This is a genomic window from Lactobacillus sp. CBA3606 (assembly GCF_002970935.1).
GTDB lineage: Bacteria > Bacillota > Bacilli > Lactobacillales > Lactobacillaceae > Lactiplantibacillus.
The window spans coordinates 1,280,633-1,293,223 of sequence record NZ_CP027194.1; the positions used below are offsets into that span (position 1 = coordinate 1,280,633).

The 12,591-nt window shown below is 43.7% G+C and carries 10 protein-coding genes; 1 reads left to right on the plus strand and 9 read right to left on the minus strand.

Going from position 1 to position 12,591, the window contains the following annotated elements:
- Positions 1-61: 61 nt before the first annotated feature.
- From C5Z26_RS06355 to C5Z26_RS06365, 3 genes are all read right to left on the minus strand, one after another.
- Positions 62-1,246: an MFS transporter gene (locus C5Z26_RS06355; protein WP_105449138.1), complete on the minus strand. Its 1,185-nt coding sequence runs from the start codon at positions 1,244-1,246 to the stop codon at positions 62-64.
- A gap of 271 nt (positions 1,247-1,517) precedes the next feature.
- Entirely contained in the window at positions 1,518-3,314 is a 1,797-nt protein-coding gene (lepA, locus tag C5Z26_RS06360) for a translation elongation factor 4 (RefSeq protein ID WP_105449139.1), read from the minus strand.
- A gap of 45 nt (positions 3,315-3,359) precedes the next feature.
- Positions 3,360-4,376, minus strand: a complete 1,017-nt coding sequence (locus C5Z26_RS06365; RefSeq protein WP_105449140.1) for a tRNA dihydrouridine synthase — start codon at positions 4,374-4,376, stop codon at positions 3,360-3,362.
- Between the two features lie 171 nt (positions 4,377-4,547).
- On the opposite strand from C5Z26_RS06365, the gene C5Z26_RS06370 reads away from it, so the two are divergent.
- Entirely contained in the window at positions 4,548-5,453 is a 906-nt protein-coding gene (locus C5Z26_RS06370) for a LysR family transcriptional regulator (RefSeq protein ID WP_234005746.1), read from the plus strand.
- A gap of 42 nt (positions 5,454-5,495) precedes the next feature.
- Here the strand turns inward: C5Z26_RS06370 and C5Z26_RS06375 are convergent, their stop codons facing one another.
- The 6 genes from C5Z26_RS06375 to arsC form a co-directional block, all read right to left on the minus strand.
- The gene (locus C5Z26_RS06375; RefSeq protein WP_105449141.1) at positions 5,496-6,875 is read right to left on the minus strand and encodes an SLC13 family permease; all 1,380 of its coding nucleotides are present in this window, start codon (positions 6,873-6,875) and stop codon (positions 5,496-5,498) included.
- A 158-nt stretch (positions 6,876-7,033) separates the two neighbouring features.
- Positions 7,034-8,506, minus strand: a complete 1,473-nt coding sequence (locus C5Z26_RS06380; protein ID WP_105449142.1) for a UbiD family decarboxylase — start codon at positions 8,504-8,506, stop codon at positions 7,034-7,036.
- Between the two features lie 305 nt (positions 8,507-8,811).
- A complete protein-coding gene (locus C5Z26_RS06385) occupies positions 8,812-9,429 on the minus strand; it encodes a cation diffusion facilitator family transporter (protein WP_105449143.1) in 618 nt (205 codons plus the stop codon).
- On the minus strand, positions 9,419-9,745 hold the full coding sequence (locus C5Z26_RS06390) for an ArsR/SmtB family transcription factor (protein WP_234005642.1): 327 nt from the start codon (positions 9,743-9,745) through the stop codon (positions 9,419-9,421). The genes C5Z26_RS06385 and C5Z26_RS06390 overlap by 11 nt, the downstream gene beginning before the upstream one ends.
- A gap of 420 nt (positions 9,746-10,165) precedes the next feature.
- Positions 10,166-11,917 carry a collagen binding domain-containing protein gene (locus tag C5Z26_RS06395; protein ID WP_105449145.1) on the minus strand — a complete coding sequence of 584 codons (1,752 nt, stop codon included), beginning with the start codon at positions 11,915-11,917 and terminating at the stop codon, positions 10,166-10,168.
- A 238-nt stretch (positions 11,918-12,155) separates the two neighbouring features.
- On the minus strand, positions 12,156-12,584 hold the full coding sequence (arsC, locus tag C5Z26_RS06400; RefSeq protein WP_105449146.1) for an arsenate reductase (thioredoxin): 429 nt from the start codon (positions 12,582-12,584) through the stop codon (positions 12,156-12,158).
- Positions 12,585-12,591: the final 7 nt, after the last annotated feature.

Below are 12,591 nucleotides of genomic sequence, written 5' to 3' on the forward strand. Positions count from 1 at the left end.
AACCAACCATGACTTCTGGTTGGTTTTTTTGATCTCTGACTGCTTATTTTTAAGTCGTTTTTTAATTAGCCTTAACAAATCTATTGCCAAATATAAGTCCAAACAACGCAATGGTGATAATTAACAAACCACAAACGACAAATACTTCAGCTGGAGAAAGCCCATTTGCAATGACCGGAGAAACCACAATACCGGCTAATTGGGCAATTGAATTCACCATTAGGGTTAGCCCTGACAATCTACTCGACTGCGACTTAGTCACTAACTTTTGTCGACGAATTTCCGCTGACATAATTATTCCGGGCGCCAGCAATCCTGCCAAAGTAACAATAATAAGCAATTCAGCAATAGTTGTGATGAAGACTACCATACAAAGTAGCAGTCCGAAAATAAACATACTGATTAAATTCAAGGTCAACAAATTCACTTTATTAATCAGTCTAAGCACGATTAGTGACCCAATCGTCCCACCAATCCCCATTAGCGCAACAAAGACTGCTTGGATGTATGACTTATTGGTAAATGTTCTTATCAAAATTCCGGAACTAGTATCGATAGCGTTTAAAGAAAATAAAAACGTAAAGACTATGATAAAAATATAGAGCAATTCGCCTTGACTAAAGATTAGCTTAACGACCTCGAATCGATTCAATGTTTTTTTATTCTCAACCTTTGCCTGGCGACGAGTTGTTGCTTCTTTCACCCGTAGTAATACCGCCGACCCCACAAATAAGACCGTTGCAACTAAGAATAGATTCTTGTTGGTTGTAAAGAAAGAGATACCAGCCGCGATTGATGGTCCGATTATTTTAATAATATCCGCTAACATGTAATAAATTCCTAATATATCAAAGCCATCATCATTATCAGATAAATTTCGGATGACACCAATCATGCCAGGCTCTTCAGCTGATAATACGGCATTTAACACAAACGCTAAAATAATCATCTGGATGGTACCCTGACTAAAATAACAAATAACGGCAACCAAGGCTGCAAACAGTCGACCTATTTTCACAACCAGGACCCGACTCTTCACCCGATCCAAGTATGTCCCTAAAAAACTCGGTAGTATAATTCTGGGTAAAAGCGCCGCACAGTATAAGGCAGAAACGCCGGTAATAGTCGCATTATATCTAAATATGATGATCATCTGAATGCCCAAGGTTACGCACCACGTTGCAACGCCACTAAATAGTTGTGATATAACGATTTGCATCACATTACGATTTTTAAATGATGCCATTTTCCACCTACTTTGATCATATTATTGCCGTCAAAATCAGTTACAATCGCCTGCTTGATATTAAATGGGGGGACTGCTTTGAATTTCTCTCCCTGACTAACAAGATTATAGCACAATTAGAATAGTTAAATATTGATTAATTTTAAGATAGTATTCAACTAATATAAAGTGTTATCTTGATACACCATGGTTTAGCTTAATGATCGACTAACTGAAACTATAAACAAAAAAACCAACCAGAAGTCGTGGTTGGTTTTTGACTATATTATATTTATAACGATAAATCTAAAATCGCATTAAAGACATCCTGTGATAAAACAAGCTCACTATGTGCGGCCTGCCGCTTATTCACACTCTGTCGGCGTAATAGTGCTTGCTTCTTCGACGTGCTGCGTTTTTCGCCATTCGCAGCAGCGTTCTTCCGTAACGGTGGAATATTGACTCGGGCCAACGGCTTACCTTCAACAACCGCCTGGGCTGGCATCGGGTAAAGTTTCCGTGGCACAGTGAATTTGAGCTTTTCGACTAACTTTTGTGTCATCACTGGTGCATCTTCACGGTGCACGACGAAAGATAACGCATCGACTTTGGCATAATTGATATGCACCTCAACTTTGACCACATCCGCTAAGTCATAACCATCAAAAGTCGTTGTCAACGTGGCGTAACCATGGGTAATCGACTTAAGACTATTGAAGAAGTCATAAGCAATTTCCGAAACGGGAATCCGATAATGTAATTCGACCAAGTCACCTTGATTTTGCATGGTTAGCAATTGGCCTTTATGCGAATCACCCAATTTCATCACCGCCCCGACTGTCGCCGTTGGTGTGGTAATCGTCGCTTTGGCAAAAGGTTCTTCGACCATGTCAATTTGGGCAAAATCAGGAAAATTAATCGGGTTATTCACAATCAGTGGCTGATTGGTTTGCTTTAAATGGACCCGATAAGTCACATTGGGCGCCGTGGTTAATACCGCGAGACCATACTCATCTTGCAAGCGTTCCCGAATAATTTGCAAATGGAAAATTCCGAGAAAACCACACCGGAACCCTTGACCGAGGGCTTCTGACGTTTCAGCTTGATAATGAAACGATGAATCGTTTAACGCCAACTTTTCAATCGCTAACTGCAAGTCACGATATTGTTGGTCTTTTGGATAAAAGCCAGCAAAGACCATGGATTCGGCCGGTTCATACCCTGGATAAGGGGTCGTCGTCGGGGTTGCCTGACTGGTTAATGTATCCCCGACCCGTAGTAATTGTGGGTCTTTTAAGCCCGTAACCACGTAACCCACTTCGCCCACAGTTAACGTTTTAGTCGCTGTCATTCCCGGTGTAAATGTGCCGACCTCTTTATTGGTTAGCTTAGTTTGCTTCGCCATCAATAAATTATCAGTCGCCGCTTTTAACGTCCCATCCGCCACACGCACATAGGCAATGATGCCCTTGAACGGATCATAAAGCGAATCGAAAACCAAGGCTTTTAACGGTGCCGTGGCTGAGCCACTAGGGGCCGGAAAGACGGTTTTGATTGCCGCTAACACTGCCGGCACCCCTTGCCCGGTCTTGGCTGAAATTTGTAACGGTTCAACCGTTGCAAACTGGGAATCTAACTGGCGAATCTGAGCGATTGTGCCGGCGACATCCGCCGCAGCACTATCAATCTTATTAATCACTGGCAAGATAGCTAAACCATTTTGCTTCGCCAACCGGAAGTTAGCCACGGTTTGGGCTTGCACTCCCTGAGTCGCATCAACTAATAAAATAGCGCCATCGCTGGCCGCCAAGCTTTTAGAGACTTCGTATGAAAAATCAACGTGTCCCGGTGTATCAATTAAATTATATTCATATTCCTGACCATCATCAGCCGTATAAAAATTCCGTACAGTACGCGATTTAACGGTCACCCCATGGGCTTGTTCAACCGCCATATCATCTAATAATTGTGCCTGGCTATCACGTTGACTAACCGTTTGCGTTAACGCCATAATGCGATCAGCCAAGGTTGATTTGCCATGATCAATATGGGCAATAATGGCAAAGTTACGAATGTATTCTGCTTTCAAATTAACCTTCCTTTTCAAAAGTCACCCTTCATCGGTGACTTGATTCTACGCTTGCGGCTCAACCGGTGGTAACGTGGCTTCAATCCGGTCAATAATTGCCCGCACTTCATCGGTCGTTTGGGTTTGCATTAAATCATTACGCAGTTCCGCAGCGTGTCGCATGCCGCGCACATAAATCTTGAAAAAACGTTGTAATGGTACAAAATGGCCCTGCAACCCCATCGCCACGAATTGATCATGTAAGTCTAACTGATAGCGTAATAACGCCAATAACTCATGGGCGGAATGCGGCCGTGGCTGAGCTTCAAAGGCAAAGGGATTGGTAAAAATACCGCGACCAATCATGACCCCATCCACGCCTGGATGCTGTTGTGCCAAAGTTAGACCAGCTTGGTAATCAGCGATATCACCATTGATTTGTAACAATGTCGCCGGTGCCAAAGTATCTCGCATCTGAATCAAATTATCAATTAATTCATAATGGGCCGGGACCTTACTCATCTCTGCACGTGTCCGCACATGTACCGTTAAGACTGGTACTTGTTGTTTTAATAAAAAGGGAATCCAAGTTTCATACTCTGACAAGTCACTAAAACCCAATCGTGTTTTCACACTCACTGGCAAGTCCGCTTGCCGCGCGCCTTCAATCACGGCCTTGGCCGTATCAAAGTGCCGAATGAGATCACTGCCGCTATGATTTTTGATCACTGCAATGTCTGGACAGCCCATATTCAAGTCAATCGCTTGATACCCTTGCCGCTGGACTTCCTGGGCCGCATTAGCGAAATCACCGCCTGCATTGCCCCAAAGTTGGACAATTGGTTTGGGCGTTTCACTGGGATCAATATACAAGCGTCCTTGCGTCGTTGCCTTGGCTTTGGGATGGGTCATACTCAACGCATTCGTAAATTCAGTATAAAAGTTATCCGGTGCGGCGGCCCGCATGATGACCCGCCGAAAAACGGACCCCGTGACGGCCTCCATCGGGGCTAAACTAAAGAATGGTCGTGCTTCTTGTCGTGCTTTGGTGGCAATGCGCTGCCAGTACGCTGACTGCGTCACACCCATCATCTCCAATCAATTCATTAATTTTACAAAGTTAGCTTAACTATAGCGATTTTTGGGGGGCTAACGCAAGTCTTAAGTTTAGCTTTAACGGTTAATTATGCCACAATCCGCAGACGAATCCGCCCTCCGGTGTTAAACTAAATTAATAATATGCCATTGAAAGCGGTGACTAAATTGACCATTAACGATATTCAGGCTTTTATCATGGTTTACGACTTGCGGCACATCTCAAACGCCGCTGTCGAAATGCACCTGTCACAGTCCGAACTGTCCAAACGGATGCAAGCCATTGAAAACGAATTAAACATCAAATTACTCGACACCTATAATAAACGCCGCCTGCAAATCACGCCGGCTGGTGAAGTATTCTACCATCATGCCCTTAAAATGATTCGTGATTATGAGACCATGATGCATGATCTTGCCCCTAATCGCCCCAATCAGACGAGCAAATTAACGATTGGTTCAATTCCCATTTCTGGTCAATACAATATTGCCCAACCAATTGCCGCCTTTGGGACTAACCATCCAGAACTGACGTTAAAACTCGTGGAAGACGAAGGTAATCACGTCTTAGAACGATTACTCGCTGGTGAGTTACAGGCGGCCATCATTCGTGATACCCAGACCAATGCCTTACAACCCACCAAGTTCCAAAAGCAACCGTTACTAACGGATGAATTAAAACTCATCTTACCGCTTGGACATCGGCTCGCAACCCAACGGACGATTCGGATGCGTGACTTAGTTAATGAACAATTAGTCACGCTCCCACCGGGTTCCGGCGTCTATGAACCAATCATGTCGCTGTTCGCACGCCAAGGCTTAAAGCCCAATATTTTCTTTGAGAGCACTCATATCGAAACGCTATTGGGCTTGTTGCCTAACACCGACAACGTGACGTTGCTATTCAAGCAATCAGTAACCCCATTTATGACTGATCAAGTCGTGATGCGGTCACTCGCGATTCCATACATCAGCCAACTGCACTTTGTTTATCCACAACGTGCTGGCAATGAACTAATGACGAACTTGATTGATTTTTTAGTCGCAAACCTGCAAAAAAAATAGGTCGGCAACCAGTGATTACACTCACTACTTGCCGACCTATTTTTAGGCTAAACCAACTAAATGGAACCAAAACATCTCAATCAATGCAACCACGAAGACAACCGCCGTCAACGGAATACCTAAGCGCATTACATCTTTTTGCGTGTAGCCCCCACCGGTATCGGGATCGCTACCCACTAAAATAGCTAGGTTATGGAAGGGTAAAATATAGTGCAGATTAGTTACTGAGAAAACTAATAACGAAATTGCTAACGGGTCAATCCCCATATGGGCAGTTGCGGCAATAAATGCCGGAATCGTAATTCCCATCACGGCAATCACTGACCCCATAAACATATGGATAATCATGGCAAATAACGTAATGACAATTGCTAACAAGTAAATATTGGTTGGCAAATTGCTTGGAATTAACGTTTTCGCAATCCAACTGTTCATCCCAGTAACGGCACCAACATTACCAATTGCAATCGCCGAGGTTAAGAAAACCAATACATTGACGGGAACACCCTCCCATGATTTGGCTGTCAAAATACCACCAATGACCGGTAAACTCATCATTAAAGCCACAATTAAAGTCAACCAGCCAACATCCAAACCAGTAATGCCACTTGTTAACCAAAGCGCAATCGCTACGACTAGCCATAAAATCGTCCGGACTTCTTTACCAGTCATGCCACCTAATTGTGATTGTTGTTGTTTCAAGGCGGCCACATCAATGTGGACTGGTTGCGATGGCTTGAATAAGAATAAGAAGACAACCATCGTCAAAATAGCCGCAATAATCATGGGTACTCCCATGTCAACGAAATATGACACAAAGTTCACACTTTGACCGGATGCTTGAACTGCTAAGGGATTCAGTGACGTATCACCCGTATAAAAGACCCCGGACAATGGGCATGACGCCGCAAAGACGGCTAGGCCTAACTTAGCTAAATCCCGTTTGGGCATATGCGCCGTTTCCGCTACGACGGTAATAACGGACATGATCATGAAAGCCCGTGGCCATGGATGGGGAATTAACAACGCTAAGATAAACGTCAAAACGAAGATAGAAATGACAATTCCTTTCCAACTACGGACGAATTTAATAATAAAAGCATACGCAATCCGTTGACCTAATCCTGATTCATTAACTGCACCGGCAATCAGATAAGCCCCAATCACCAGCCACATAATGGACCCCGTCCACGCTGAAGAAAAGACTTGTTTAGGAGTGGCAACATTCGTTAAAATCAACGACATTAAGTAAATCCCACCAACATAAGCTGGTTGCGCAATTTGCGTCGCCCACCAGACCACCGTCATTAAACTTAACGCTAAGTCCATTTGACCTTTAGCAGAAAGACCCGCGATTGGGAGTAAATAGATAATGGCAAAGACGATGATTCCACTAAAAAAGCCAATCGATTTTTTGTTCATTAGAGATAAGACTCCTTTCAATCTGTTCACAGAAAATCCGCCCTACCAGCACGATGATACTAGTTGGCAGGGCGGATTCCCTTGTTAATAGCAATTTTTTTAGTTATTCAGCAGCCTAATTGCGACCCCCGCTTGGCGGTATGGGGGCCAATTAAGGCTTACTTCAAATATTTTTCCCAGTCATCAACTTCCATGAACTGAGCACGTTCAAATTGGTCACGCATATCGTATGGGACAGTCCCATCGATGACTAACTTCGAACTCATCCCCCGGAACCGAATGGATTTCGGATCATATTGCGGCCGTTCTGATGGATCCAAAGGATGATTACGCATACCTGATAAGACCATCAAGTCTTGATCGGCTTGGAAACGCGTATTCATCGTCCAAATCACATCATTCATATCAAAGATATCAACATCTTCATCAACTAAGATAACGGTCTTCAATTCCTTGAACGCCGCAAAGGCTAGCAAGGCGGCTTGCCGTTGAATCCCTTCATCGGCTTCGTTATCCTTATGAATCTGCATGATACTCATTAATTTACCGCCACCAGCTGGTGGATTGTACACATTTGTTACTTTACCAGGAATTGCCCGGTCAACTAACTGTAAGATACTAGCTTCAGTGGGAATACCCGCCATGCTAACGTGTTCTTCGGATGGACCGATGACACTTTGCATGATGGCATTCTTACGGTGAGTAACTGCAGTCACCTTAATCACTTGTAAGGCAGGGTTCGCATCCCCATCATAACCAGGAAATTCAGGCATAGCCTTACCTGTATGGGTGTTGATGTCTTCTTGAATTCGTTCATTAGGCATAATGTAGCCTTCCAACGTATATTCAGAACGGGCAATTGCCTTTTCATCAACTGTGACCCCGTCAACTAATTGGACGGCTTGCTGCCGAATAGCACCCGCAACGCCCAATTCGTTATAACCAAACGGCGTGGTCGGTGGCTCGAAAGTTGCGCCAATGGTAACCGCCGGGTCTAACCCAATATTAATTGTAATTGGCATTGGCTGATTAGCTTGCTCGTATTCCGCTGCGAACGCCCCGATATGCCGACCACCAGGCATAATATAAATTCCTAATTTATCTTTGTCTTCAAGAACCATCCGGTGAATCGTCACATCACTCTTAGACTTGTCCATATTTGACCCAAAGACCACCCCAACGGTGATATATGGCCCAGCATCTTGTGGCGTATTAGTTGGTGCGGCCACCAATTTTCGAATATCAAACCCCGCATCCGTTGCTTTATAAACAACTTCATGTGCTGGGGCATCCGCTTCGGCTACCGTTACTGGTGCCACTGGGTTAGACACCGCTTCATTCAGATATTGACCAAGCGTTTTATAATCATGATGGAACATTTTGCCAACACGCCGGCGACTCGCCATCAACCCCGTCAAAACTCGCGTATCGGGAAACCCCTTCACGTTATTAAACATCATTGCTGGCCCTTCTTTAGTTGGTCGTTGTACGGTACCACCGGCACCAATATAACGATATACGCCAGAAAGCTCAGCATTCGGATCAACGGGAACATCGGTTTCATGATATTGTTCGGGATCAGCTTTAAGCTCATCCAAGACACGACGCAAGTCCCATAATTCTGCTGCCATAACTGTCATCTCCTTTAAAATTTACAGTTATATCATACGGCCCCCACCTAATCGGTATCAATTCGAAAACGGCCGGTGTGTTATTCCGATGTCGAATAATAAAGTCAAGTCCTGTTTTTTCCTCAAAATTCCAGCGTCGGTCTTTAAGATCCAGCTCATCCACAGGAGCCTGTGGCTAACTCCCGCCTTACCCACAAGCAAGGCCATTTTTAGCCTCGCCAACTGAGTTATCCACAGTGGATAACGCAAAAAAGCCCTCGCACTACGGTTATCAACACCCGTTGTGCGAAGACTTATCTTTTTAATTAGGCTTTACCACGACCAGCTTGAAACGATTCCCAACCTTCGCCAGCGATAAAATAAACCAAGACTAATGCTGCGACGGAATCGACCCACCACCAGTTGAATAATGCCGTTAATAGCGCACCGACTAGGACCGTTCCGGCCATATAGGCACAAGTAATATTACACATACCATCTTCAACTAAGGCTGGTGACTGTAACGCTTGTCCTAGTTGCCGTTTGCGTAACGTTAAAAATGGCATTAAAACAACCGATGCCACGGCAATCCCCATGCCCATGAGACTTTCATTGGCCACCTGATGCGTCACCAAATTGAAGCCAGAAACGGCTGTGACATAAACGGATAAGCCCAACAAGACCGTCCCAACAACTAGTGAAGACCGCCGTTCAGCGCGCGCAATTTCTTCAGCGGTGGCGCCCCGAGCTTCTTTGCGTAACCGCCAGATCAAGGTACTACCGGCAATAATTTCTAAGAAACTGTCTAACCCAAATGCAATTAACAGGATGGACCCAGCTTGCAACCCAGCCGTCAAGCCAATCACAAACTCAAAAGCCATCCAGCCAGTTGAAAAGAGTTCTGTTCGGATACTTTGTTGTACTAATTTGGGCTTAGTCACCATGTTTCGCACCTCGCATCACATGGTCAGCATGCGCAATCATCTCGTTAATAACATCTAAGATATGAGGATCATCTAACCGATAATAGCTGGCCTTGCCGACTTTATATGCACTGACAAGTTGGTGTTGCCGCAACAAAGCAAGCTGATGTGAAACCACTGACTGCTCGAGTGTTAAACGTTGCCCTAACTCACTAACATTAAGGTCCTGTTGCTCTAACACATATAATAACTGCAACCGAGTCGGGTGACTTAATAACTTAAAAATCCGCTCTGATTCTTGCAAATGAGCCGTATCAATTAATTTAATCGTTGGCATTACACATGTCATCCCTTTCATATGTAAATAGTAACATATGAAAGGGTAAACGTAAACTGCTAAAAATTAAGCTATTTTTCAAACCGTGTCGCTGTTTGATACAGCTTGACCATGATCGTTATTAATACCCCGGCGGTTGCCAAGGTCTTGATTAATGGTTTTGCTTTCATTTTCATTTCACCTACCTATCGCTAGTTACTGTTCAAATTATCAACTCAAGCTTAAGGCCAATAATACACCCAAATCGCCCATGAATTATCATCACAAACCTGAAGTAGCGGCTATTTAAGCTTGGAAAATTTTCTAACCACCTTTTAAAAAAAATAATCACTGCCAGAATTTTGTAAATTCTGGCAGTGATTATTTAGCATCAATGGGCATCAAATAGCTTATCCCACGTTGATCACTTATTTAGTTTTTTTAAAACCAATGCCGCAATAATGCGCCACCGCCTAAAGTTAATGTTGCAATCAAAACCCCGACTGCCACTAACCCATGACTATCACTACTTGATTCATTAGTTTGTGGCAACGTCGCCGTGGTCTGCACACCAGGCGTCAAAGCCTCACTTTTTGAAACGGTAGTGGTTGCACTAGATTTTTTCGTCGCTGAAGCTGGCTGTGTCGTTGAACTTGTTGGCACACTTGCAACCGATTGACTAGTACTGGTTGCTGACGAGCTCGTCGCCGGGACGGTCGTGGCCCCATCATAATCTTTATCAAAGCCACCATCAATATCAATGGTCCCGGTATCTTCATCGGTATCCGGAGTGACTAAGGTGTTATCTTCAAAATCATCTGGCTCAATTCCCTCACTACCGGAATTCGAATCGTCAGTAGTTGAATTTGATGAGTTGGAAGAACTAGAGCTCGATGTACTTGAACTTGATGAACCTGATGAACTTGAGCTTGATGAACTTGAAGAACTTGAAGAACTTGAGCTTGATGAACTTGAAGAACTTGAAGAACTTGAAGAACTTGAAGAACTTGAAGAACTTGAGCTTGATGAACTTGATGAACTTGATGAACTTGAACTTGATGAACTTGATGAACTTGATGAACTTGATGAACTTGATGAACTTGATGAACTTGAACTTGATGAACTCGAATCTACATCACTCGAACTATTCGAGCTTGAATCTACATCGCTGGAACTCGATGAACTCGAAATAATGTTGGAACTTGACGAATCAATAATTGATGAACTTGAACCGCCACCGATGCCACTACTCCCATTTGATGAGGAAACTTTTCCGTTGGCTTCTTCAGTATTCGTGCCACCAGAAATGCCACCGCCCCACTCCATTTGAGCTTCGTTACGGAATTTATAGCCACTGTCAATTAATTCCTGGCCTTCATCGGTAATCTGGGTATAGTAATCAATGACAATGAGGTTGCTGACGGTATCATTAAAGGATAAATCGAAACCATTTTCTTGATAATCAACCTTGTACGCATCACTATCAACGTCACTACGACGCTTATAGGTCGTATCGGTAACCCATTCGCCATTGTATACTTCAATGTCATTAATCATCGTTTGATATTTACCAATCGTATCGCTGATTTTTAGGTTTTTCATATCAACTTCATTACGATTAACCACAATGGTCCATTTGATCGTTCCATCAGCTTGCAACGTCCCTTTTTTGGACATGTTCGCTTCATTAGTAACCATATTAATCACTGAGGTGCTCTGTTCACCATCTTCAAGGTCAAAGATGACGTCTTTTTCACCGTTATCACTGCCACGATACTTGGTCGCCAAGTTAATCGTTAAATCGTCTTGAACTTTACCCTCAAGGGCCTCATTCATCGTAATAACGACTTGACTATCCGAGGTAACCTCAGCCTCACCAATTTTCACGCCATGTTCATCCAATACATCGAACTTATCGCCCACGGTTTTAGCTTTTAGATTTTCAGGTAAATCAATGGTAATGGTATCCCCATCTTTAATCTCAATCTCGCCAAATTCCATTTTGTATTGAATATCAATCGTTTCCGAATGCTTAAAATCAGGACCATTAATAACTGATGCCGAAGTTGTAAAATCCTTTGCGTTATGGTTAGTCGCTGCCTTTGCGGGCGTGGCTAATTGACTGGCAAACAATAAGGCTATTAAACTAACGATCCCCAAAATCAAACGTAAAATTTGCTTATTTCCCTTCAAATGTACCCCTCCTACCATATCTTCAAGGAAAAGTATACGCTAGACACTCGCTATTTTTCGATAGGTCGATGAGATTTCACCTTATTATTTGATAACTAATGTCACTCAGCCTTTAACGCTTGACGAATCCACCGTTCCGAATAGCCATAGCGATTCGCTAATTCATGCCCATTATGCTCATTGTAAACCTGCTTTAAAATTGGCACGAGCTTAACTCCTCAATAAAAAAACACAGCTGCTAGTTATCAGCAGCTGTGCTTAATGTTAATATTTGGCTTTTAATCGCATCTCGAACTTGCCGAAAAACAACGAGTTGTTCGGCTAGAGTTCCCGTGGCTTGGGCCGGATCTGGTAACGGCCAATGCTGCTTCAACACAGTTGGCGGTGTTACTGGACAACGATCACGGGCATCACCACAGAGTGTCACCACTAAGTCGCAGTGCTTTAAATACACCGGATCAATTAACGTTGAAGTTTGCTTTGAAATATCTATTCCCACTTCAGCCATCACCGTGACAGCCTGCGGATTTAGTCCGTGCGTTTCAATGCCCGCTGATCGAATGGTCCAATCAGCCGGTAACAATTGCTTCGCAAAACCTTCCGCCATTTGACTGCGACAAGAGTTCCCCGTACATAAAAAATAAAGTTGACGTGCTGGTTTAGTCATCTAATCG